The sequence below is a fragment of the Allokutzneria albata genome (assembly GCF_900103775.1).
Classification (GTDB): domain Bacteria; phylum Actinomycetota; class Actinomycetes; order Mycobacteriales; family Pseudonocardiaceae; genus Allokutzneria; species Allokutzneria albata.
Map to the genome: position 1 here is coordinate 6,531,885 of NZ_LT629701.1, position 21,666 is coordinate 6,553,550.

At 71.3% G+C, this 21,666-nt stretch carries 23 protein-coding genes and 1 tRNA gene; 13 read left to right on the forward strand and 11 right to left on the reverse strand.

The genetic code is table 11. The features are described 5' to 3' along the window. Positions 1-62: 62 nt before the first annotated feature. From BLT28_RS29780 to BLT28_RS29790, 3 genes are read left to right on the forward strand one after another with little or no spacing between them, the layout of a single operon-like run. Entirely contained in the window at positions 63-1,328 is a 1,266-nt protein-coding gene (locus BLT28_RS29780) for an aspartate kinase (protein ID WP_030428156.1), read from the forward strand. 5 nt (positions 1,329-1,333) lie between these two features. Beyond that, on the forward strand, positions 1,334-2,392 hold the full coding sequence (locus BLT28_RS29785) for an aspartate-semialdehyde dehydrogenase (protein WP_030428157.1): 1,059 nt from the start codon (positions 1,334-1,336) through the stop codon (positions 2,390-2,392). A gap of 19 nt (positions 2,393-2,411) precedes the next feature. Then, a complete protein-coding gene (locus tag BLT28_RS29790) occupies positions 2,412-3,911 on the forward strand; it encodes a gluconokinase (RefSeq protein WP_052407010.1) in 1,500 nt (499 codons plus the stop codon). Here the strand turns inward: BLT28_RS29790 and BLT28_RS29795 are convergent. Then, positions 3,836-5,050, reverse strand: coding sequence for an MFS transporter (locus tag BLT28_RS29795; protein WP_030428159.1), 1,215 nt, complete (start codon positions 5,048-5,050; stop codon positions 3,836-3,838). The two genes, BLT28_RS29790 and BLT28_RS29795, sit on opposite strands and share 76 nt — an antisense overlap. Before the next feature lie 146 nt (positions 5,051-5,196). Here BLT28_RS29795 and BLT28_RS29800 point away from each other — a divergent pair, with 146 nt between their 5' ends. From BLT28_RS29800 to BLT28_RS29810, 3 genes are read left to right on the forward strand one after another with little or no spacing between them, the layout of a single operon-like run. Further along, a complete protein-coding gene (locus BLT28_RS29800) occupies positions 5,197-5,778 on the forward strand; it encodes an NADPH-dependent FMN reductase (RefSeq protein ID WP_030428160.1) in 582 nt (193 codons plus the stop codon). After that, positions 5,775-6,305, forward strand: a complete 531-nt coding sequence (locus BLT28_RS29805; RefSeq protein ID WP_030428161.1) for a DUF1707 SHOCT-like domain-containing protein — start codon at positions 5,775-5,777, stop codon at positions 6,303-6,305. The genes BLT28_RS29800 and BLT28_RS29805 overlap by 4 nt, the downstream gene beginning before the upstream one ends. Before the next feature lie 50 nt (positions 6,306-6,355). Continuing rightward, positions 6,356-6,826, forward strand: coding sequence for a Dps family protein (locus BLT28_RS29810; RefSeq protein ID WP_030428162.1), 471 nt, complete (start codon positions 6,356-6,358; stop codon positions 6,824-6,826). A 70-nt stretch (positions 6,827-6,896) separates the two neighbouring features. Here the strand turns inward: BLT28_RS29810 and BLT28_RS29815 are convergent, their stop codons facing one another. Beyond that, the gene (locus BLT28_RS29815; protein WP_030428163.1) at positions 6,897-8,732 is read right to left on the reverse strand and encodes a S9 family peptidase; all 1,836 of its coding nucleotides are present in this window, start codon (positions 8,730-8,732) and stop codon (positions 6,897-6,899) included. A 41-nt stretch (positions 8,733-8,773) separates the two neighbouring features. Here BLT28_RS29815 and BLT28_RS29820 point away from each other — a divergent pair, with 41 nt between their 5' ends. Then, positions 8,774-9,190 (forward strand): MauE/DoxX family redox-associated membrane protein, encoded by a 417-nt coding sequence (locus BLT28_RS29820; RefSeq protein WP_052407011.1) that lies wholly within the window; start codon positions 8,774-8,776, stop codon positions 9,188-9,190. A gap of 188 nt (positions 9,191-9,378) precedes the next feature. Here BLT28_RS29820 and BLT28_RS29825 read toward each other — a convergent pair. Together BLT28_RS29825 and BLT28_RS29830 are read right to left on the reverse strand one after the other, a co-directional pair. Then, positions 9,379-9,452: transfer RNA gene (locus tag BLT28_RS29825), tRNA-Pro, on the reverse strand. Between the two features lie 18 nt (positions 9,453-9,470). Next, positions 9,471-10,433 carry a metallophosphoesterase gene (locus BLT28_RS29830; protein WP_030428165.1) on the reverse strand — a complete coding sequence of 321 codons (963 nt, stop codon included), beginning with the start codon at positions 10,431-10,433 and terminating at the stop codon, positions 9,471-9,473. A 74-nt stretch (positions 10,434-10,507) separates the two neighbouring features. Between BLT28_RS29830 and BLT28_RS29835 the strand changes: the two genes are divergently transcribed. Continuing rightward, on the forward strand, positions 10,508-10,978 hold the full coding sequence (locus BLT28_RS29835) for a GatB/YqeY domain-containing protein (RefSeq protein WP_030428166.1): 471 nt from the start codon (positions 10,508-10,510) through the stop codon (positions 10,976-10,978). Positions 10,979-10,991: 13 nt separating this feature from the next. Here BLT28_RS29835 and BLT28_RS29840 read toward each other — a convergent pair whose 3' ends face one another. Further along, complete coding sequence (locus tag BLT28_RS29840; RefSeq protein ID WP_043810742.1) at positions 10,992-13,376, reverse strand: penicillin-binding protein; 2,385 nt, start codon at positions 13,374-13,376, stop codon at positions 10,992-10,994. Between the two features lie 245 nt (positions 13,377-13,621). On the opposite strand from BLT28_RS29840, the gene BLT28_RS29845 reads away from it, so the two are divergent. Then, positions 13,622-13,903: a WhiB family transcriptional regulator gene (locus BLT28_RS29845; RefSeq protein WP_156050678.1), complete on the forward strand. Its 282-nt coding sequence runs from the start codon at positions 13,622-13,624 to the stop codon at positions 13,901-13,903. A gap of 6 nt (positions 13,904-13,909) precedes the next feature. Here BLT28_RS29845 and BLT28_RS29850 read toward each other — a convergent pair whose 3' ends face one another. Genes BLT28_RS29850 through BLT28_RS29860 form a run of 3 tightly spaced genes read right to left on the reverse strand, consistent with a single transcriptional unit; the run spans position 13,910 to position 16,335 of the window. Next, entirely contained in the window at positions 13,910-15,046 is a 1,137-nt protein-coding gene (locus BLT28_RS29850; RefSeq protein ID WP_030428169.1) for an ArsA family ATPase, read from the reverse strand. After that, entirely contained in the window at positions 15,043-16,044 is a 1,002-nt protein-coding gene (locus BLT28_RS29855) for an ArsA-related P-loop ATPase (protein ID WP_030428170.1), read from the reverse strand. Before BLT28_RS29855 ends, BLT28_RS29850 begins: the two co-directional genes overlap by 4 nt. 39 nt (positions 16,045-16,083) lie before the next feature. Continuing rightward, positions 16,084-16,335 (reverse strand): hypothetical protein, encoded by a 252-nt coding sequence (locus BLT28_RS29860; RefSeq protein WP_030428171.1) that lies wholly within the window; start codon positions 16,333-16,335, stop codon positions 16,084-16,086. Between the two features lie 272 nt (positions 16,336-16,607). Here BLT28_RS29860 and BLT28_RS40520 point away from each other — a divergent pair, with 272 nt between their 5' ends. Then, positions 16,608-16,766: a hypothetical protein gene (locus BLT28_RS40520; RefSeq protein ID WP_086823907.1), complete on the forward strand. Its 159-nt coding sequence runs from the start codon at positions 16,608-16,610 to the stop codon at positions 16,764-16,766. A gap of 4 nt (positions 16,767-16,770) precedes the next feature. Next, complete coding sequence (locus tag BLT28_RS29865) at positions 16,771-17,229, forward strand: RidA family protein (protein WP_030428172.1); 459 nt, start codon at positions 16,771-16,773, stop codon at positions 17,227-17,229. A 53-nt stretch (positions 17,230-17,282) separates the two neighbouring features. Here the strand turns inward: BLT28_RS29865 and BLT28_RS29870 are convergent, their stop codons facing one another. From BLT28_RS29870 to BLT28_RS29880, 3 genes are all read right to left on the reverse strand, one after another. After that, a complete protein-coding gene (locus BLT28_RS29870) occupies positions 17,283-18,494 on the reverse strand; it encodes a tetratricopeptide repeat protein (protein WP_052407012.1) in 1,212 nt (403 codons plus the stop codon). A 73-nt stretch (positions 18,495-18,567) separates the two neighbouring features. After that, the gene (locus tag BLT28_RS29875) at positions 18,568-19,458 is read right to left on the reverse strand and encodes a Gfo/Idh/MocA family protein (protein ID WP_030428174.1); all 891 of its coding nucleotides are present in this window, start codon (positions 19,456-19,458) and stop codon (positions 18,568-18,570) included. A gap of 18 nt (positions 19,459-19,476) precedes the next feature. Further along, the gene (locus BLT28_RS29880; RefSeq protein WP_052407013.1) at positions 19,477-19,929 is read right to left on the reverse strand and encodes a hypothetical protein; all 453 of its coding nucleotides are present in this window, start codon (positions 19,927-19,929) and stop codon (positions 19,477-19,479) included. A gap of 40 nt (positions 19,930-19,969) precedes the next feature. Between BLT28_RS29880 and BLT28_RS29885 the strand changes: the two genes are divergently transcribed. Then, positions 19,970-20,839, forward strand: a complete 870-nt coding sequence (locus BLT28_RS29885) for an NUDIX hydrolase (protein ID WP_043810605.1) — start codon at positions 19,970-19,972, stop codon at positions 20,837-20,839. 46 nt (positions 20,840-20,885) lie between these two features. Beyond that, positions 20,886-21,662 carry an MBL fold metallo-hydrolase gene (locus tag BLT28_RS29890; RefSeq protein WP_030428177.1) on the forward strand — a complete coding sequence of 259 codons (777 nt, stop codon included), beginning with the start codon at positions 20,886-20,888 and terminating at the stop codon, positions 21,660-21,662. Positions 21,663-21,666 lie beyond the last annotated feature (4 nt).

Here is a 21,666-nt window from a genome sequence, read left to right on the forward strand (position 1 = left end):
CCATCCGTCGCGCCCGCGCCACCCGTGCGGGCACGGCCGGGCCGTCGTCCGGAGGAGGTTCGGTGGCGCTCGTCGTCCAGAAGTACGGCGGATCATCGCTGGAAAACGCTGAACGAATCAAACGAGTGGCCGAACGGATCGTCGAGACGCGCAAAGCGGGCAACGACGTGGTCGTCGCGGTCTCCGCGATGGGTGACACCACCGACGACCTGCTCGACCTCGCCAGCCAGGTGTCCCCGGTCCCGCCGGACCGCGAGCTGGACATGCTGCTCACCTCGGGCGAGCGCATCTCGATGTCGCTGCTGGCCATGGCGATCCACTCGCTCGGCGCCGAGGCCCGCTCCTACACCGGTTCGCAGGCGGGCGTGATCACCACCTCGGTGCACGGCAAGGCGCGGATCATCGACGTCACGCCGAGCCGCATCCAGGAGTCGCTGGACGCGGGCGCGATCACCATCGTCGCCGGGTTCCAGGGCGTCAGCCAGGACACCAAGGACATCACCACGCTCGGCCGCGGCGGCACCGACACCACGGCGGTCGCGCTGGCCGCCGCGCTCGGCGCCGACGTCTGCGAGATCTACACCGACGTCGACGGCGTCTACAGCGCCGATCCGCGCATCGTGCCCAACGCCAAGAAGCTCGACAACATCACCTACGAGGAGATGTTGGAGATGGCCGCCTGCGGCGCGAAGGTGCTGATGCTGCGCTGCGTCGAGTACGGGCGCCGCAACAACGTCGCCATCCATGTCCGCTCGTCGTTCAACAACAAGCCCGGAACCATCGTGTCCGGGTCCATGGAGGACCTTCCCGTGGAACAGGCCATGATCACCGGCGTCGCGCACGACCGGTCCGAAGCCAAGATCACCGTCACCGGCGTTCCGGACCACCCCGGCGTGGCCGCCAGGATCTTCCGGGTGATCGCCGAGGCCGAGCTGAACATCGACATGGTGGTGCAGAACATCTCCCAGGTCGCCACCGGCCGCACCGACCTGACCTTCACCCTGCCCAAGACGGACGCCGCGACCGCGGTCGCCGCGCTGGAGAGGGTGCGCGAGGAGATCGGCTTCGAGCAGGTCCTCTTCGACGAGCACGTCGGCAAGGTCTCGCTGATCGGCGCGGGCATGCGCTCGCACCCCGGCGTCACCGCGGTCTTCTGCGAGGCCTTGGCCGAGGCCGGGGTGAACATCGAGATCATCTCCACCTCGGAGATCCGCATCTCGGTGGTCTGCCGCGACACCCAGCTCGACGACGCCGTGCGCGCGCTGCACGAGGCCTTCGACCTGGGCAGCTCCGAGGAAGCCGTCGTCTACGCCGGAACCGGGAGGTGAGCGGCATGTCCTCGCGTCCCACCCTCGCCCTCGTCGGTGCGACCGGCGCCGTCGGCACCGTCATGATCGACATCATCAACGGCCGCGAGTCCGTGCCGTGGGGGGAGATCCGGCTGATCGCCTCCCCGCGCTCCGCGGGCAAGCGGATCACCGTCCGCGGTGAGTCCCTCGAGGTCGTCGCCCTGTCCGCGGAGGCCTTCGACGGCGTCGACGTGGCCATGTTCGACGTGCCGGACGCGGTCTCGGCCGAGTGGGCGCCGATCGCCGCCGCGCGCGGGGCCGTCGCCGTGGACAACTCCGGCGCGTTCCGGATGGACGACGACGTGCCGCTGGTGGTGCCGGAGGTGAACGTCGACCAGGTCGCCAACCGGCCGCGCGGCATCATCGCCAACCCCAACTGCACAACGCTGTCGATGATGGCCGCGCTCGGCGCGCTGCACCGCGCGTTCGGCCTGCGCGAGCTGGTCGTGGCGTCCTACCAGGCCGCCTCCGGAGCCGGTCAGGACGGCATCGACCGCCTCTACGCCGAGGCCGCCGCGGTCGCGGGCAAGGGCGTCGGCAACCGCGCCGGTGACGTCCGCGAGGCCCTCGAGGCCGCCGGACTGTCCGCTTCGGACTCGCCGTTCCCCGCGCCGCTGGCCTTCAACGTGGTCCCGTGGGCGGGTTCGCTGCGCGACGGCGGCTGGTCCAGCGAGGAACTGAAGGTGCGCAACGAGTCCCGCAAGATCCTGGGCATCCCGGACCTGAAGGTCTCCGCCACCTGCGTGCGCGTTCCCGTCGTCACCACGCACTCCCTCGCCGTGCACGCGGTCTTCGCCGAGGAGGTCACCGTCGAGCGCGCGCGGGAGATCTTCGAGGCGCAGCCCAGCATCCGGCTGGTCGACGACGCGGCCGGCGGCGTGTTCCCCACGCCCGCGGACGTCGTCGGCGGCGACCCGACCTACGTCGGCCGCATCCGCCAGGCGCTGGACTTCCCGAACACGCTGGACTTCTTCGTGTGCGGGGACAACCTGCGCAAGGGCGCGGCGCTGAACACCTACGAGATCGCCGAGTCGCTGGTCTGACCCCTGGTATGAAGAACCCGTGACGACACGGGTAGTGCTCGGGGTCGACCTGGGCAGCACGGCGACGAAAGTGGTCGCCGCTGATGCCTCGGCCGTGGTCCACGTGCTCGCCGAGCGCGGTTATCCGATGCTCGGCGAGCACCCCGGCGAGGCCGTGCACGACCCGCGGCAGGTGCTCACCGCCGCGCTGGAGGCGCTCACCGAGTGCATTGTCCACTGTGGACAAAAGGGGCTCGGTGTCGCCGGGCTCTCGCTCACCGGCGCCATGCACACCCTGATGGCGCTCGACGCCGACAACACCCCGCTCACCCACGCGCTGAGCTGGGCGGACAACCGAGCTGCCGACCAGGCCGCGCGCATCAAGGCCGGCCCGGCAGGGCCGGGCCTGCACCGCGCGACGGGGACGCCGGTCCACCCGTTCGCCCCGCTGTCGAAGCTCGTGTGGTTCCACGAGAAGACCGATGTGCGGGCCGTGAAGTGGTGCAGCCTCAAGGACTTCGTGCTCCTGCACCTCACCGGCCGCCTCGCGACCGAGCACTCCTACGCCTCGGGCTCCGGCCTGATGAACGTGCACACCCTCGACTGGCACCCGGAGTCGTTGCGGCTGGCCGGGATCACCGCCGACCAGCTGCCGGAGCTGTTGGCGCCCACCGATGTCCTACCGCTGACGGCGCAGATCGACGGCCTGCCAACGGGTCTGCCGGTCGTCGCGGGCGGGGGAGACGGTCCGCTGGCCAACCTCGGCGTCGGCGCGGTCGTACCGGGCATGGCCGCGCTCTCGCTCGGCACCAGCGGCGCGCTGCGCGTTGTCCGCGACCAGCCCGGGATCGACGAGCACTGCCGGGTGTTCTGCTACGCGATCGGCGACGGCCTGTGGGTGCTCGGCGGCGCGATCAGCAACGGCGGCAGCGTGGCCAAGTGGGCCGCGGAAACCTTCGGTGCCGACGACATCGGCTCGCTGCTGGTCGAGGCGGAAAGCGTCCCGCCGGGTGCGGGCGGCCTGCTCGCACTGCCCTACCTGCTCGGTGAACGCGCCCCGTGGTGGGACCCGGACCCGCGCGCGATGATCATCGGGCTGCGCCGGGAACACGGCAGGGCGCAGATCGTGCGTGCCCTGATCGAGGGCGTCGGCCAGCAGCTCGCCCTGGTCCGGGACGCCGTGGCCGCCACAGGCGCCCCGATCGACCGCGTCCGCGCCACCGGCGGAGCGTTCCGCTCGCCGGTGTGGGCGAACGTGATCTCCGCCTGCCTCGGCATCGAGCTGGAGCTGGCCGAGGACAGCGAGGGATCGGGCCTGGGCGCCGCGCTGCTCGGCTGGCGCGCGCTGGGCGAGCTGTCCTCGCTGCGTGCCGCGGCGGCCCTGATCGAGCCGGTCGGCGTCGTGCCCCTCGACCCGGTCAACGCCGCGCGTTCGGCTGCGGCGCGACCGGTGGTCGAACGGGCCTACGAGGCGCTGCGCACGCTCTCCTCGGAGCTGGCGGAGGTCGACACCGGCACGTCGCCCCTGCGCGGGCGCTGAAGGACCAGCACCACGGCCGCGGAGACGGTCACAAGAGCGCCCGCGGCGACGAAGCCCATGGCGGGCGAGGTCGCGTCCATCACCGCGCCGACGAACGGGGCACCGAGCGCGCTGCCGAGGGTCAGCGCCGACTGCTGGAGCCCCATCACCTCACCGCGCACCGACTCCGGCGCGAGCCTGCTGATCCATTCCGTGGTCGCGGACAGCAACGGGGCGCACAGCGCGCCCGCGGGCAGGATGGCCAGGCACAGCCACCACCAGTCGGTCGCGACACCGACCGGGATCGTCAGCAGCCCCATCGTCGTCATCAACACGAGCGGGGACACCGTTCTGGTCATCGCCCCGTAGACGAATCCGCCGCTCAGCGAGACCAGGCACCACACCACGATGACCACACCGGTCCACGACACCTGGCCGTGGCGTTCGAGCGTGGCGACGATCGCGACGTCGGTGCCGGCGAGCACGAGGACCGCGCCCGCGGAGATCACCAGGGCGCCGACGAGCTCCCTGGTCAGCCACTCCTTGCGCGGGACCGGCCGGGCCGGGCCGGTGCTCTCCTGCGACCGGATCGGCGGGTTGACCAGGTAGAGCACGCTCCCGGAGAGCACGAGACCGCCACCGATGGCGACCATCGTGACCGTGGTGGAGACCTGCGTGGCCAGCAGGACGCCGAGCGCGGGACCGAGCATGTAGCTGGTCTCCACGAAGATCGTGTCCAGCGAGAACGCGGCCTTGCGGTGCTCCGGCGGCACGATCGCGGCCAGCGCCTGCCGCGAGGTGGCACCGACCGGCAGGGTCATGAACCCTCCGAGCAGCGCGGTGCCCAGCAGCGCGGGATAGGGCAGCGACGGCGCGATGAACCAGAACGTGGCCTCGCCGATCGTGGTGATCGCCAGCATCAGGCGCAGCCCGCGCCGGTCGACGAGTCGCCCGAACAGGGGACCGCTGAGCGCCATGCCGATCGTGGCGCACGCGGTGACCAGCCCGGCAGCGCCGTAGCCCTGCTTCAGGGTGAGCACCACGTGCAGGGTCATCGCGACGCCGACCGCGCTGCCGGGAATCCGCGCGAACAGGGCGATCAGCAGCAGACGCCGCACGCCCGGCAGGGCGAACACCTGCCGGTACCGGGAAAGGGCCACCCCGCCATGAGACTCCTGACATCGTTTGTTCTCAACAGCTTTTCCGCTTCCGTGGTCGACCTTGACCTCAACGTAGGTGGAGGTCCTAGCGTGGAGGACTTGATGAGGACGGCGGGTGGCCCGGCCACGGTGGAAGGATCAGGTGCATGACGGTCACGGTGGTGGGCATCGGCGGCTCGATCAGGGCGGACTCGCAGTCCGAGCGCGCGCTGCGGGTGGCCCTGGCGGGCGCGGAGGAGGCGGGGGCGCGCACCGTCGCGATCTCCGGCGCCGACCTGGTGCTCCCGTTCTACGACCCGGCCGTGGCCGACCGGACCGACGCCGCCCGCAGGCTGGTCGACACGGTGCGCGGGGCCGACGGGATCGTGCTGGTCTCGCCCGGCTACCACGGCACGGTCTCCGGCCTGCTCAAGAACGCCCTCGACTACATCGAGGACCTGCGCGAGGAGTCCCACCCGTACCTGGACGGCCGCGCGGTCGGCTGCGTGGCCACCGCCTACGGCTGGCAGGCGTCGGTGACCACGCTGACCGCCCTGCGGTCGATCGTGCACGCCCTGCGCGGCTGGCCGACCCCGCTCGGGGTCGCGCTCAACTCCACCGAGGTGATCTTCGACGGCGCGGGGGACTGCTCGGACGAGAAGACCTCCGGAAATCTTCGAACCGTCGGCCGCCAGGTGGTGGAGTTCGCGCTCTCCCGCCGTGAGCAGGTCCTAGGCTCGAAGGCGTGACCGACGAACTCCAGCCCGCCAAGGAGGCCGCTCAGCTGAGCCTGGAGCGCGCGGTCGGCCAGGGCAGGCTGACCCTCGACCAGTTCACCGAGCGCGTCGACCTCGTGTGGCAGGCCGAAACCCACGCTGAGCTGGAGAAGTCCACCGCCGGGCTGCCGGAGCCGCTGGAGGACTCCACCGTGGTCGTGGTCGGCAGCGTGCGGCACTCGGTCTTCGACGACGTCAAGCGCAGGGGCCGGTTCGCGCTGCGCTCCGGCACCTCGGTCTCCTCGGTGTTCGGCGACGTGCGGCTGGACCTGCGGGACGCGGTGATCACCGAGCAGGTCGTCGACATCACCGGCAGCACCGTGTTCGGCGACGTGAAGGTCGTCGTCCCCGAGGGCGTGCAGGTCGAGGTCAGCTCGTCGCTGTTCTTCGGCACGGAGAAGATCCGCGTGGCCGAGGTGCCCCGCATCCCCGGCTCCCCGCTCATCCGGCTGCGCGCGCGGACCCTCTTCGGCGATGTGAAGGTGAGCACCAAGCGTTAGCCCGCTCGGCGGTGCGGGTATCCGTCTCCTGAGGAGTTGAGGAGGAGACGATGAGCCCGATCACGAGCACGTTGGGCGACGCCGCGAGGCAGACGACCGGCGCCGCGCTCCAGGGTGCCCTTGTGGACCTCGTGGACCTGTCCCTGGTGGCCAAGCAGGCCCACTGGAACGTCGTCGGCAAGCGCTTCCGCGACGTCCACCTCCAGCTGGACGAACTGGTGGCGGCGGCCCGTGAGTTCACCGACCAGGTCGCCGAGCGGGCGTCCGCCATCGGTGTCTCGCCGGACGGCAGGGCGGGCACGGTGACCGAGACCTCGGGCGTGCCCCGCTTCCCGGAGGGCTGGCAGCAGGCCGACGACGTGGTGAACGCGATCGTCACCACCCTGGACACGGTGGTCCAGCGGATGCGGGCCCGGGTGGACGAGACGGAGAAGTCCGACCCGGTCACCCAGGACCTGCTCATCGCGGTCACCGCGAAGCTCGAAGAAGCCAGGTGGATGTGGCAGGCGCAGCTCGCCTGACGCAGACCACCCTCAGCGACGGCCCCTCGTGTTCCCCCAGGCGAGGGGCCGTCCCTGTACCTCTTTCACCTCAGAGCCCGAGCACCCGCCGGGTGAACGCCACCTCCGCCGCGGTCTGCTTGATGGTCTCGGCGACCACCAGGGAGCCGTGGCCCGCGTCGTAGCGGTAGACCTCGTACTTGGCCCCGCGCTCCGCCAGCCGCTCCAGGTAGTTCTCGATCTGCCGGATCGGGCAGCGCGGGTCGTTCTCACCGGCGAGCACCAGCACCGGAGCGCGCACCGCGTCCACATAGGTCAGCGGCGAACATTCCTTGTACAGCGCGGGAAGCTCCTCCGGCGAGCCACCGAACAGCGCGCGGTCGTACGCGCGCAGCGGCTCCATCTCGTCCTCGTAGGCCGCGACGTAGTCCGCGACCGGCACCCCGGCCACACCGGCCGCCCAGCGCTCCGGCTGCGTCCCCAGCGCGAGCAGCGTCAGGTACCCGCCCCACGAAGCGCCGTTGACCACGCACCGCCGCGGGTCGGCGAGTCCGGACTCGACGGCCCAATCCTGAACCACCGCAACGTCTTCCAGCTCGGTCAGACCGGGGCGGCCCTCGATCGCGTCGCGCCAGGCCGAGCCGTAGCCGGTCGAGCCGCGGTAGTTCACGTGGACCACCGCGAAGCCCGCGTCCAGCCACACCGCGCGGTAGGCCGAGAAGCGGTCCTCGTCCGCCGCGTGCGGCCCACCGTGCAACAGGAACACGGTCGGCAGCGGGCCTTCCCTGCCCTCGGGCCGCGCGACCAATGCGTGCACGGGGCCGCCCTTGCCCGGGACGAAGGCGTCTTCGAGGTTCTGCGAAGGCGCAGGCCGGTGCCCAGCGGGCTCCAGCAGCACGCGGTCCGAGCCGTCCGGCGACATCGCGCGCACGACCGGCGGCTGCCCTGCCGAGGACCACGAGTACTCGATCGTCCCGTCCGGTCGAGCGGAAGCACTGCCGACTGTCCCCTTTGGAATGTCCAAAGGAGACAGCTCACCGCTGGCGAAGTCGTAGCGGTACAAGTTGTTCCGGCTCTGGTGGGTGTGCACGACAAGCAATCCGGAGCCGTCCGGGTACCAGTCGGCGACGATCTCGCCCGGCAGGTCGAACTCGAGCAGGGACTCGGTGTCGGCCTCGACGTCCCAGATCAGCAGCTCCTCGCGGCCGCGCCGCTCGTGCAGCACCAGCAGCCTCGGGTCACCGGCGATCGGCGCGAACCCGATGGAGTCCAGGCCCTTGCCCTCGCCGTCCCACTTCTCCGCGACGACCGAGCCGTCCGCCACGCGCAGCACGCGCAGCGCGGGGTGCCGCGAGTCGCCGTGCTCGGAGTGCGAGATCGACAGCAGCCGCTCGTCCTTCGACAGCGATCCGGCGCCCGCGTCGTTCTTGTGCTGGTAGAGCACGGTCGGCTCGCCCCCGATGGGCGCCGTCCAGATCGTCGTCCCGTCGTCGGTGGACATGCCCAGCGCGACGACCTTCGAGCCCACCTGCAGTCCGGCCGGGTAGCCCGGGTGCGTGCCGGGAACGCCCGGCTCGGGCTCGGCACCCTGCGCCCGCCCGGCGAACGGCTCCACCACCCAGGTCCCGAACTCGTCGCCGTCGGTGTCGGCGAACCACCAGATCCGCTCGCCGTCCGGGGTGAGCGTGCCGTGGTAGGTCCCGTTCGGCCGGTCGGTCACCTGCCGGTGGGTGTCCGTGGCCCGGTCCCAGGCGTAGATCTCCCAGACTCCGCTGGCGTTGGAGACGTAGAGGTTGCGGTCCGGCGCGTCCTCGGCCCAGCCGGGCAACGACGTGCGGCGCGCGGTGAATCGCTCCTTCCACCGCGTCTCGGCCTCGGGATCGTCGAAGAGCCGCTCGGGGATGTCCGTACTCGGGTGCTCCGTCACACCCCGATCCTGCCATTCGCGCCGACTAGGATCGCCACACCATGACGTACCTGGTCCTCGCCTGCCGAGCCGTGCTCGTCGGCGTGTTCGTGGTGTCACTGTTCGGAAAGCTGCGCAGCCGAACCGCGTACCGGGACTTCGTCGCAGCCACCGCGACCCTGCTCTCCACCACTCCCGCCCGTGCCCGTCAGCCGGCCAAGCTCACCCTCACCGCCGAACTCGTGGTGACCTGCGCGTTGCTCATCACGCCCCTGACCCGCCCAGCCCTCGTCATGGCCACCGCGCTCCTCCTGTGCTTCACCGCAGCCCTGACCCAGGCCCTGCTCCGCGGCACCCGGACCCCCTGCCGCTGCTTCGGCCGCCCCACCCCGGTCAGCCCCAGCCACGTACTCCGCAACACCGCCCTGATCGCCGTAGCAATGACAGCCCTGATAACCGACTTCGCCCTCACCCAGTAACCCAGAGGCACAGAACCCGAGGACCCGGAAGCACAGAACCCGAGGCTGAAAGCCGAGTCCGGCTGGGACCAGATGGGGGTCCGGGGGCACAGCCCTCCGGGCGGGGCCTGGGGGTTGCACCCCCAGAAAAAACAACGAGGCCGGTCGATGCTCCGCGCTTTCTGCGGACATCGACCGGCCCGGTCGAGTCGGGGTGACAGGATTTGAACCTGCGACCTCTTCGTCCCGAACGAAGCGCGCTACCAAGCTGCGCCACACCCCGAGTGGAACGAGGGAAAGCCTATCTCATGTCCGCGCCAGCTCCGAATCGGGTGGGGGCTTGGGCGTCGGTGCCCTTCGCCGAGACCTCTTCCGAGCGCGGGACCAGCGTCAACAGGCTCGCCTCCGGCAGGCAGGCGAACCGTACGGGGGCGTACGGCGAGGTGCCGAGGCCCGCGGAGACGTGCAGCCACATCTTCTCGCCCCAGCGGGAGGGGCCTTTGACGCGCTTGCGGTCGAGACCGCAGTTGGTCACCAGTGCGCCGTAGAACGGGACGCAGAGCTGGCCGCCGTGGGTGTGCCCGGCCAGCACCAGGTCGTAGTCGTCCTGCGCGAACGCGTCCAGGATGCGGGGTTCGGGGGAGTGCGTGACGCCGATGCTGAGCTGGGTCTGCGGCCCGGGCCTGCCCGCGATCTTCTGGTAGCGGTCGCGCTTGAGGTGCGGGTCGTCGACGCCCGCCGCGGTGACCGTGACTCCTGCCACAGTCACCGTGTGCCGCAGGTGGGTCAGGTCCTGCCAGCCGCGCTCGGTCATGGCGGCGCGGAGGTCGCGCCACGGCAGCTGGGTGCCGTGGACGCGCTTGGCCTTGTGCGCGGGGATCAGGTAGCGGAAGGGGTTCTTCGGCTTCGGCGCGTAGTAGTCGTTGCTGCCGAAGACGAACATGCCGGGGAAGTCCAGCAGCGGGCCGAGCGCGCGCATCACCGTGGGGACCGCCTTGGCGTGCGCCAGGTTGTCACCGGTGTTGATCACCAGGTCGGGTTCGAGCCGGGCCAGGTCGGCCACCCAGCGCTGCTTCTTCAGCTGGTTCGGCGTCATGTGCAGGTCGGAGATGTGCAGGATGCGCAACGGCCGCGCGTTCTCCGGCAGCACCGGCAGGGTGGCGTGCCGCAGGGTGAAGCGCAGGCGTTCGATGCCCGCCGCGTAGCCGACCGTCGCGGCGCCCAGCGCCGTCGTCCCGAGCAGAATCCGACCGAACGTGTTCACCTCCCCGAGCCTACGGAACGCGGCCCGCGTTGCCGGAACGGGTGAGCCTCTTCACCGCGGGTAACCTCCCCGCCATGGCAGAGCTCAAGGCACGGTTGAAGTCCGACATGACCGCCGCGCTCAAGGCGAAGGACAAGGTGGTGCTGGACACCCTCCGGATGGCCCTGACCGCGGTCGGCGCCGAGGAGGTCTCCGGCAAGCAGGCCCGCGAGCTGTCCGACGACGAGGTGCTCAAGGTCCTGGCCCGGGAGGCGAAGAAGCGCAAGGAGGCGGCCGAGGCGTTCGCCGCGGCCGGGCGGGACGAGCTGGCCGCCAAGGAGCGCGCCGAGGGCGAGGTGCTCTCCAGCTACCTGCCCAAGCAGCTCTCCGACGAGGAGCTGACCGAGGTGGTGCGCCGGGCGCTCGCCGAGGTGGCCGAGGAGGTCGGCGGCAAGCCGAGCCCGAAGCAGATGGGCCTGGTCATGAAGGCCGCCAACGCCAAGGTGGCCGGGCGCGCCGACGGCGGCCGGGTGGCCGCGCTCGTCAAGACGCTGCTCAACCAGTAGCCCGACGCGGCGGTCAGCCGGGCGGGGCGGGGCCGCCGGTCTCGCCACCCGGGCCCGGGGTCGGCGGCGGAGGTTCGGTCGTCGTGGTCGGCGCGACGCCGTTGCTCACCACGAGCGAGATCGTCTCGCCCGGCAGCGCGGCACCGCGCGGGTTCTGGCTGAGCACTGTGCCCTTCGGCTTGAGGCTGTCCGTGCTGGACACGCTGACCTCGTAGCCCGCGTTCTTCAGCTTGGTGCGGGCGAAGCCCTCGCTCAGCCCGACCACGTTCGGCACCTTGGCCTCGCTGCCGCCCTCGGCGTAGCGGTCCTCGACGCCCGGCAGACGGGCCGTCTCCATGTCGGTCATGATCCCCGGGTCCTGCCCGATCCCGTTCATCGCCGCGAACCACGTGCGCGCGGGCGACTTGCCGCCGTAGATGAACGTCCCCCCGTTGCACGGCCGCGGCGGCGCGTTGCCCGCCGGGTCGCAGAGGGTCTTCGGCGAGGGCGTGTCGTCGAAGGTGAACACGGCCCCGGCCAGCTGCGGGGTGTAGCCGAGGAAGCCCGAGGACTTGTGCTCCTGGGTGGTCCCGGTCTTGCCCGCCATCGGGCGGTTCCAGCCGAACGCCCGCGCGGCGTCCCTGGCGGTCCCGGAGGTCGAGTCCTTGCTCATGCCCGCGGTCAGCGCGTTGGCCAGCCCGGCGGGCACCACCTGCTCGCAGGCGTCCTCGCGCAGCGCCACGGGGCGGCCGTTGCGGTCGAGCACCTGCTCGATCGGGCTCGGCGGGCACCACATGCCCTCGCTGGCCAGTGTCGCGCCCACGTTCGCCAGCTCCAGCGTGCTGGTCGGTGTCGGGCCGAGGGTGAACGAGCCGAGGTTCTGCTCGGCGAAGAACTTGCCGATCGGCCGCTTCTTCGGGTCCTCGCCCGCGGGCACCGTGGCCAGCGACCTCAGCCCGAGGCGCACCGCCATGTCCACCGCGGAGGACACCGAGGTGCGCTCGAGGAGCTGGACGAAAGCGGTGTTCGGCGACAGCGCCAGCGCGTCCTGCAACGACATCCGGTCCGAGTAGTCGCCCGCGTTGCGCACGCAGTACTTCTTCGCCCCCGCGGGCCCGGGGCAGCTCGCCGCGCCACCCTTGAACACCTCGGAGACGTAGGTGTCGGGCACCGCGATCGAGTTGTTGATCCCCATGCCCTTCTCCAGCGCCGCCGCGGCGGTGAAGAGCTTGTAGATCGAGCCCGCGCCCAGGTTCTGCATCGCGTAGGGCAGTCCGAGCGTCGTCTCGTGCTCGTCCCGGTCCAGGCCGTAGGTGCGGTTCGCCGCGAGCGCCACGACGCGGTGCTTGTCCTTGCCGGGCTTGACGATCGCCATCGCGTTGGCGACGTGGTCGGTGTCCGGGGGGACCTCGGCGTCCACCGCCTTCTTGGCCTTGGTCAGCGCGTCGCGGTCGAGCGTCGTCTTGATCGTGTAGCCGCCCCTGCGCAGGTTCTCCTTGGAGAAACCCGCCGCCTCCAGGTACTTGATCACGTAGTCGCAGAAGTAGCCCGCGTCGCCCGTGCCGATGCAGCCGTTGGGCGGGGCGCCGATGTCCGGACGGGTGCCGAGCGGGGTCTTCTTCTCCGCCTCGGCGACCTCCCTGGGGATGCGGTTCTGCTTGGCCATCTCGTCGATCACCACGTTGCGCCGGGCGAGCGCGCGCTCGGGGTGCCGCTCCGGGTTCAGCCCGCTCGGCTCGTTGACGATGCCCGCGAGCAGCGCGGCCTGGGCCACGGTCAGCTTGTCCGCGGTGGTGTCGAAGTAGGTCTTGGCCGCGGCCGCGATGCCGTACGCGCCGTTGCCGAAGGGCACCGTGTTCAGGTAGCGGGCCAGGATCTCGTCCTTGCTGAGCTTGTTCTCCAGCTGCAGCGCGATCCGCAGCTCGCGGAGCTTGCGCGCCGGGGACTGCTCCTGGGCCTTGGCCTGCTCCGACTTGGAGGTGGCGACCACGTGCGTGAGGTAGTTCTTCACGTACTGCTGGGTCAGCGTCGAGCCGCCCTGCGCCACCTTGCCCTGGATGGTGTTCGTGATCAGCGCGCGCATCGCCGCGCGCCAGTCGACGCCCTGGTGGTCGTAGAAGCGCTGGTCCTCGATGGCCACGATCGCGGCCTTCATCGTGGTGGCGATCCTGTCCGGGGCGACCAGCACCCGGTACTGGTCGAACAGGTGCGCCAGTGGGTTGCCGTTCGTGTCCAGGATCGTGGTCAGCAGCGGCGGGTCCTTCTGGACCAGGTCCGCGGAAGTGCTGTCGACGGTGTCGCTGGCCCGGTTGGACACCACGCCCATGGCCCCGACCGCGGGGAACAGCACCCCGGCCAGCAGCACACCGGCGAGGACGCACAGGCCGACGAGCTTGAATACCGCACGGCGAACACCCACGTTGGCCAATGTACGCGTGCCCCGGACGGAGTAGTGACCGCGAACACGTTCCGGTGAGTGCAGATAACGGGTGGGCAAACGCCACTTGGTAGCGGGAACCGTGAAGCTCTACAGTCCGTCAACGTCTCACGACTGCGAAACCGGTCAACGTGTTATGTCTCTGTGACGCGTCGGTTCTCGCAGCTCGGCACCGGGGGGTGCTGGGTCAGGTCGCGACGACGGTATTGAGGAGCTGGGGGAACATGATGTTCAGCCAGGGGGACTGGCGGGTCTACGCGTCGTGTCGTGACGAGGACCCGGACCAACTGTTCGTTCGAGGCGCGGAGCAGCGCAAGGCCAAGACGGTCTGCATGGGCTGCCCGGTGCGCACGGAATGCCTCGCGGAAGCGCTCGACAACCGGATCGAGTTCGGTGTCTGGGGCGGGATGACGGAACGGGAGAGGCGTGCGTTGCTGCGCCGTCGCCCGGACGTCGACTCGTGGGTGGAACTGCTCGACGAGGCCAGGCGCGAACGCCAGGTCAGCTAGGGGCGCTCACTCGCCGGCCAGCCGGTGGCCGATCTCGCGGAGACCGTCGAGGTCGTGCACGTCGGAGGGCAGCGCGGGGACCCCGATCAGCGCGACGGCCGGGTGAGCCCTGGTGAACCGGGAGAGCATCCGCTTCTCCCGGTCCGCCACGGCCACTCGGTCCGCGTGCAGCCGCAGCACCGCGCTCGCCAGCGGTGCGGACGCGGTGCGTTCCAGGTCCTCGGCGGCGGCCAGCGCCCGCGCCGCCGGCAGGTCGGCGAGCACCGGGTGCGTGCGGTTGACCACGAGCCCGGCCAACGGCATCTCGTCACCGCTGAGCCGGTCGACGAAGTACGAAGCCTCGCGCAGCGCGTCCGGCTCCGGCGCGGCGATCACCAGGAACGCCGTTCCCGGCGAGCGCAGCAGTTCGTAGGTGGCGCGCGAGCGTTCGCGGAACCCGCCGAACATGCTGTCGAACGCCTGCACGAACGCCGAGGCGTCGGCGAGCAACTGGCCGCCGATGATCGTCGAGACGGCCTTGGTGAAGAGGCCGAAACCCGCGCCCACCAAGCGTTTCAGCCCCAGTCCGCCCGCCCGCGCCGGTGCGGAGAGCATGCGGATGATCTTGCCGTCGAGCACTGTGGACAGCCGCTGCGGCGCGTCGAGGAAGTCCAGGGCGGACCGGCTCGGCGGGGTGTCCACCACGACGAGGTCCCACTGGTCGTCGTGCACGAGCTGGCCCAGCTTCTCCATCGCCATGTACTCCTGCGTTCCGGAGAACGACGAGGAAATGGTCTGGTAGAAGGGATTGCTCAGGATCTGTTGCGCCCGTTGGCGTCCCGCGTGCGCCAGCACCATGTCGTCGAAGGTGCGCCGCATGTCCAGCATCATCGCGTGCAGCTGACCGTCGGCGTCCGCGCCGAGGTCGACCGCGCGCGGGTGGTTGCTCAGCTCGCTGAGCCCGAGCGACTGCGCCAGCCTGCGCGCCGGGTCGATCGTCAGCACGACCACGCGCCTGCCCCGGCTCGCCGCGCGCAGGGCGAGCGCCGCGGCGGTGGTGGTCTTGCCGACGCCGCCGGAGCCGCAGCACACCAGGATCCGGGTGTCCGGATCGTCGATCAGCTTGTCGACGTCCAGCAGCGGTGGACGGGTGCGCGCACTCACCGCACACCCTGCTCGCCGAGGAGTTCGGCCAGTTCGTAGAGCGCCCCGGTGTCCACGCCGTCGGTCAGCTCCGGCAGCTCCAGCGCGGGCAGGTCCACGGCGTCGAGGTCGGCGCGGGCGCGCTGCTCGGCCTGCACCCGGATCGCGTGTTCCACCGTCTCCTCCACCAGCCCCTCCAGGATGTCGGAGCCCAGCTCCAGCCCGGCCTCGTCGAGTCCCGCGCGGACCCGGCCCGCGTCGACCCGGCCGCCCGCCGCGGCGTTCACCGACCGCGCGGGCAGCCTGGGCGGTCGCACCCGGTTGGTGATCACCGCGCCCGGCCGCAGGTCCGCCGCGTCCAGTTCGGTGACCGCGTCGAGGGTCTCCCGGACCGGCATCTCCTCCAGCAGCGTGACCAGGTGCACCGCGGTGTCCCCGGAGTGCAGCAGCCGGACGACGCCGTCGCTCTGCGACCGGATCGGGCCGACCTTCGCCAGGTCCGCCATGGCCTTGGTGACATCGAGGAATTTGACGACGCGGCCGGTCGGCGGGGCGTCGAGCACCACCGCGTCGTAGACGTGCCTGCCGCCGGAGTCGGTGCGCCGCACGCACTCCTTGACCTTGCCGGTCAGCAGCACGTCGCGCAGACCGGGCGCGAGCGTGGTGGCGAACTCGATGGCGCCCATCTTGCGCAGCGTGCGCCCGGCGAAGCCCAGGTTGTAGAACATCGACAGGTACTCCAGCAGCGCCGCTTCGGCGTCGACGGCCAGGGCGCGGACCTCGCCGCCGCCGGGCGCCGCGGCGATGCGTTCCTCGGAGTAGGGCAGCGGCGCGGTGTCGAAGACCTGGGCGATGCCCTGCCTGCCCTCGACCTCCACCAGCAGCACCCGCCGCCCGCCCGCGGCCAGGGCCAGCGCGAGCGCGGCCGCCACGGTCGTCTTGCCGGTACCGCCCTTGCCGGTGACCACGTGCAGGCGCGCGCGGCTCAGCTCGTCAGTCCACCGGTCAGGGCTCGTCACACGATCAGCGTATGCGCGCGCGGCGCCGACTGCGCGTGCTCAGCCGACCATGGTGAGCGTCAACACGATCAACACCACGAATGCGACGAGCGCCCACGCGATCGTCTCGGGCAGGACCGTGGCGACGAGCGCGGTGACCGCGGACAGGACGGCGAGCGAGATCAGCCCGGTCTGCGTCACCTGCCCGCGGGTGCTGTGCTTGCGGTCCCGCACCTGCGCCATCGCGACCAGCACCAGCACCAACCCACCGAGCGCGAACACGCCGGTGGCGATCATCCGCCAGGTCTCCACCCGTCAACGGTAGCGCTCCAAGATCCCGCTTGGGTGGCGTTCGGGTCGCTGCCGCGCCGCAGTCAGGCGAAGAAGTGCTTCCCACCGTCCCGTGGTGGCCGGGGCCCGGTGCCGGAACTCCACGGAGGAGACGTGGTCCCCCTCCATCATCCAGGCGATGACCAGGCCTTTCTTCCCCGCGCGCGTGACCGTGGTCATCGACGCCGACCGGGGCGGGATGGATCACTCCGTGGTGGGGATGGCCGAGGACGCGGGCGGTTAGGCTGCCTGCCATGACGAAGTGGGAGTACGCGACCGTCCCGCTGTTGATCCACGCCACGAAGCAGATCCTGGACCAGTGGGGTGTGGACGGCTGGGAGCTGGTGACGGTCCTGCCGAACCCGAGCGGCGAGCAGCACGTCGCCTACCTGAAGCGACCGAAGGGCGAGTAGAGAAGTGGCTGACTGGAAGCAGCGCCTGGCCGAGCTCGGCCTGAAACTGCCGGTGGTGGCGGCCCCCGTCGCGGCGTACGTGCCCGCGGTGCGCACCGGCTCGCACGTGTTCACCTCCGGCCAGCTGCCGTTCGTCGACGGCTCGCTCGCCGCGACCGGCAAGGTCGGCGCCGAGGTGGGCCCGGAGGAGGCCAAGGAGCACGCCCGGCTGTGCGCGCTCAACGCGCTGGCCGCGGTGGACGCGCTCGTCGGCATCGACTCCGTCGTGAAGATCGTCAAGGTCACCGGCTACGTGGCCTCCGCGGAGGGCTTCACCGGCCAGCCCGCGGTGATCAACGGCGCCTCCGAGCTGTTCGGCGAGATCTTCGGCGAGGCGGGCGCGCACGCGCGCGCCGCGGTCGGCGTCGCCGAGCTGCCGCTGGGCGCCCCGGTCGAGGTGGACCTGATCGTCGAGATCGCCTGATCCGGACACGACGAAGGCGGCGCCGGGGTCCTCCGGCGCCGCCTCTGTCGTACTCAGGACGGGAGCGCGTGCAGCGCGGCGATCAACCGCACTCGCTGCTCCGGCTCGATCCTGCGGTACGGCCGTGCTGCCACACGACCGGTCGCGGCCTCGATCCGCCTGCGCACCGGATCACTGCCGCGCAACGCGCGCACGCCCTCGGCGGTCAGGCCCTCCGCCTGCCAGGCGGCCGCGCGGGCGTCCGCCCCGTGGTACCGCAGCGCGCTGAGCCGGTCGAGCAGCCTGCCAGCTGCCGGACCCGCCGGGCGGCGCGCCGCGAGCGCGTCGAAAACCAGTCCGGCCGACGTGCCCGCGGCACGGTCGACCACCTGCTCCACCATCGCCAGCTGTTCGGCGGGCTCACCCCACAGTTCGGTCGCGGCCGCGTCGAGTCGCCGGGAGACGTCGTCGAGCAGGTCGCGGGACCGCTCGGTGATCGCGACGCCGTCGCCGCGCCGCAGCAGCCAGCCGTCACCGACGAGCGATTCCAGCGCCAGGTCGAGCTTGGGCACGCAGCGGTGCACCGCGCGCACCAACGACATCGGCACCACGCCGTCGATCAGCGGGCGGCGGAGGTCGACCAGCAGCTCGGTGTGGTCCGGGAGATCGCCGATCCGGTTGTGCACGACCGGAACGAGCCGGTCGAGCTCCTGCGCGGCGAGCTTGCCGGTGAAGCAAGCGTCCGCGGCGTTGAGCGCCTGGCTGGACGAGGCGATCAGCTCGGGGTCCGCGTCGGAGGCCAGCCGCAGCCGCAGCGCCATCGCGAAGTGGGACCGCGCGATCTCCCAGTTCCCCATGTCGTAGTGGCATTTTCCCGCGTGCTGGAAGGCGAAGTACTTGCGCGCGTTGAGGCTTCCGATGCGACCGCTCTCCTCGATGCAGCGGTCGAACTCCACCAGCGCCTCGTCGAACCGGCCCTGCCACTGCAGCACGTGCGCGAGCCGGATGCGCGCGAAGACGGCGTCCTCGTCCCGGCCGTGCCGCTCCGCCAGCTCCAGCGCGCTCGCCAGGTGTTCCTCGGCGATGTCGAGCCTGCGCAGCATCCGGGCCGCGGTGCCGATGCGCGTGTGGTGCTGGCGCGCCTCACCGGGCTCGGTGGGTAACGGCTCGGCGAGCGCCCGGCGCAGCCAGTCGGTGGCCGCGGCCGGATCATCGAACGAGTCCTGCAACGTCTCGTCGTCCATGCTGAACGCGAGCGTGTAGAACTCGATGTGAGGCGGAGTCACAATGCTCCTCTGTGGACGGTGCAAGTGCCTCTTCGTGCTGTAGATCGCAGCGCGGCCCGAGGTGTTACTCCGCTCACTCGGCCCGGTGACGGACCTCGTGCAGCAACCGTTGCAGGTGAAGGCCCCTGCGGACGTCGCACGGGTGCTCCGACGTTCCACTGTGGATCATCGCGAGGAAGTCGTCGAGCAGAGCGGTGTAGCAGTCCGCGCCGGTGGCGTTGTTGTTGGACAGCTCGCGATAGCCGTGCTCGCCGTAGACCGAGATCTGCCACAGGGTCGGCCGCACCGGCATCCGCATCGACAGGCTCGCCGTGCTGACCGCGCCGCCCGAGTGGCCGAACATCACGTGCCACAGGTCGGTGGCCGCTTCGTGTTTCGCCGCGAGCACTTCGGTGATCTCGCCGAGCGCGGCGTCGAGCAGGTCGAACATGTGCGGACCGATGTCGGCGAGCGCGCCGCCGCTGTGCCGCCACGCGGACGTGGAGTAGTCACCGCCGAGCAGCGCGCCGGAGAACCACTTCGCCGAGCCGCCGGTCCAGTCGCCCGCGCGGCCGATGCCCGCCAGCCATTCCTGCGTCTCGGCGGCGAACCGCCGGGTGAGCACGACGAGCGAGGCCACCCCGGCGCCCTCGACGGCGTCGGCGAGCCGCTCGGCCTGCTCCAGCGATCCGGCGATCGGCTTCTCCAGGATCACGTGCTTGCCCGCCGTGGCCGCGCGCAGCGCCAGCTCCCCCTGGACCTCCGGGGGAACCGCGAACGCCACAGCGTCCACAGTGGACAGAAACTGGTCGAAGTCGTCGTAGGCCTCGGCGCAGTAGGGGCTCGCGAGCTCCCGCCCGGCCTCGATGCGACGGGTGTGGACCGACGTGAACCGGATTCCGGGATGGTCGGCGAGCAACGGCGCGTGTATCGCGCGGGCCCAGGGCCCGGCGCCGACCAGGCCGGTCCGGAGTTGTTCTTCCATCCGGCTAATCCTGCCCGGTCACCGGGTGTCCTTAAACACGCTGACCGGAACACGGACCTCGACACCGCGCGAGAAGCGCAGAACTGCCCCGTCTGCCAGCCATTCCACCCGCAGATCGGTGGTCGGGCCCCAGCCCGCGGAGACCTCGACGACGTGACCGCGCGTGACGTCTCCACCGTTGTTGCGGCCGAGCCACACCGCGTCCGAGTCGCCGCCGAAGAACCGCGAAGTTCTTCTCACCGCTGCGGCGTAGCCCGGATAGCCGCCGGCCGAAGCCACCTCCGCGGGCGCGTCCTGCACCCTGACCGTGCTCGTGGTGGGCAGGAACAACAGCAGTCCCGCCACCACGGTCATCACCGTGCCGACGAGGGCGCCGAGGATCACCGAGACGACGTTCGCCAGGCAGCCGAACGCGGCGGGCCTTCCCGGTCGCGCGACGGACACCTGCTCGGGTTCGGGCTGGTCGGCCATGGCCCAATCCTGCCGGAGCGTTTCCGCCTAGGCTGCTGGGATGCCCGAACTTCCCGAGGAACTGACCCTGCCGAAGGGCTACGTCGCCGACGGTCCGCCCGCGGTGCCCGCCCCGGCGAAGGACTCCGCGACCGTGGTGCTGCTCCGGGACGTCCCGGGCAGCATCGAGGTGTTCCTGCTGCGCCGTGTGCTCGGGATGGCCTTCGCGGGTGGCATGACGGCCTTTCCCGGCGGCGGGCTGGACGGCCGGGACGCGGACACCTCGGTGGCCTGGGCAGGTCCGGAGCCCGCGTGGTGGGCTCACCGGTTCGGGTGCGCCCCGGAGAAGGCACGCGCACTGGTGTGCGCCGCCGTGCGGGAGACGTTCGAGGAGGCGGGCGTTCTGCTCGCCGGGCCGGACGGGGACAGCGTGGTCGGCGACACCACCCGGTACGCGGAGTACCGCGCCGCCCTGGTGAGCAGGCAGGTCTCGCTCGCCCAGTTCCTCGCGGAGGAGGGCCTGGTGCTGCGCGCGGACCTGCTGCGGCCGTGGGCGAACTGGGTGACGCCGATCGACGAGCCGCGCCGTTACGACACCCGCTTCTTCATCGCCGCGCTGCCGGAGGGCCAGCGCGCGGACGGCGTCACCAGCGAGGCGGAGGACGTGGAGTGGTGCACCCCGGCCGAGGCGCTGGCCGCGTGGCGCGAGGGGCGGCGCGGGCTGCTGCCTCCGACCTGGATGACCCTCGCTGAGCTGGCCGAACACTCCAGCGTGGCGTCCGCGCTGGCCGAGGACCGGGCGATCGACAAGATCATTCCGAAGGTGGTGCGCGAGGGGTCGGTGATCCGCGCCGTGCTGCCGGGCGACCCGCGCTACGACGCAGCCCCGGGGCACGTGGACGCCGAGCCGGGCGACCGGATCGAACGCTGACGTTCGTCACATCCCCGTGCGCCCGTCACCGGCCTACGCTGAGGCGATGATCAGCCATCCCGCGTACGGCGAGCTGCGTGCGGTCACCCCGTACGCGGCGGTGCTGCTGGCCGAGAACCCCTCGGGCATGACCCTGGACGGCACCAACACCTGGCTGCTGCGGGCCCCGGGCTCGGAGTCGTGCGTCGTGGTCGATCCCGGCCCCGCCGACGAGGCGCACCTGGGCCGCATCGCGGCGCAGGGGCCGGTCGAGCTGATCCTGCTCACCCACTTCCACGGCGACCACACAGACGGCGCCGCCCGGTTGGCCGACCTGGTCGACGCGCCGATCCGGGCCATCGACCCCGGGCTGTGCCTGCACGCCGAACCGCTGGCGGACGGCGAGGTCGTGCGCGCGGCCGGGCTCGACATCAAGATCGTCGCGACGCCGGGCCACACCGCGGACTCGTTGTGCCTGCTGGTCGAGAACGCGGTGTTCACCGGCGACACGATCCTGGGTCGCGGCACCACGGTCGTCGCGCATCCGGACGGCAGCCTCGCGCCGTACCTCGACTCGCTGCGGTGGCTGGCCTCGCTGCCCAAGGGCACTCCGGCGTTCCCCGGCCACGGACCGGAGCTCGCCGACGTCGTCCCGGTCGCCGAGCACTACCTCGCCCACCGGATCCAGCGCCTGGAACAGGTCCGCGGCGCCCTGGACACCCTGGGCTCCGGCGCGACCGCGCGTCAGGTCGTCGAGCTGGTCTACGCCGACGTCGACCAGTCGCTGTGGTGGGCCGCCGAGATGTCCGTGCGCGCCCAGCTCGACTACTTGCGAGCCCGGTAGGCGC

Excerpts from the sequence above, each read along its gene's own strand:
- BLT28_RS29880 (WP_052407013.1), bottom strand. The coding sequence starts at position 19,929 with ATGGCCGACCAGCCCGAACCCGAGCAGGTGTCCGTCGCGCGACCGGGA.
- BLT28_RS29820 (WP_052407011.1), top strand. The coding sequence starts at position 8,774 with ATGACGTACCTGGTCCTCGCCTGCCGAGCCGTGCTCGTCGGCGTGTTC.
- BLT28_RS29800 (WP_030428160.1), top strand. The coding sequence starts at position 5,197 with ATGACGGTCACGGTGGTGGGCATCGGCGGCTCGATCAGGGCGGACTCG.
- BLT28_RS29890 (WP_030428177.1), top strand. The coding sequence starts at position 20,886 with ATGATCAGCCATCCCGCGTACGGCGAGCTGCGTGCGGTCACCCCGTAC.
- BLT28_RS29885 (WP_043810605.1), top strand. The coding sequence starts at position 19,970 with ATGCCCGAACTTCCCGAGGAACTGACCCTGCCGAAGGGCTACGTCGCC.
- BLT28_RS29785 (WP_030428157.1), top strand. The coding sequence starts at position 1,334 with ATGTCCTCGCGTCCCACCCTCGCCCTCGTCGGTGCGACCGGCGCCGTC.
- BLT28_RS29810 (WP_030428162.1), top strand. The coding sequence starts at position 6,356 with ATGAGCCCGATCACGAGCACGTTGGGCGACGCCGCGAGGCAGACGACC.
- BLT28_RS29835 (WP_030428166.1), top strand. The coding sequence starts at position 10,508 with ATGGCAGAGCTCAAGGCACGGTTGAAGTCCGACATGACCGCCGCGCTC.
- BLT28_RS40520 (WP_086823907.1), top strand. The coding sequence starts at position 16,608 with ATGACGAAGTGGGAGTACGCGACCGTCCCGCTGTTGATCCACGCCACG.
- BLT28_RS29845 (WP_156050678.1), top strand. The coding sequence starts at position 13,622 with ATGTTCAGCCAGGGGGACTGGCGGGTCTACGCGTCGTGTCGTGACGAG.
- BLT28_RS29875 (WP_030428174.1), bottom strand. The coding sequence starts at position 19,458 with ATGGAAGAACAACTCCGGACCGGCCTGGTCGGCGCCGGGCCCTGGGCC.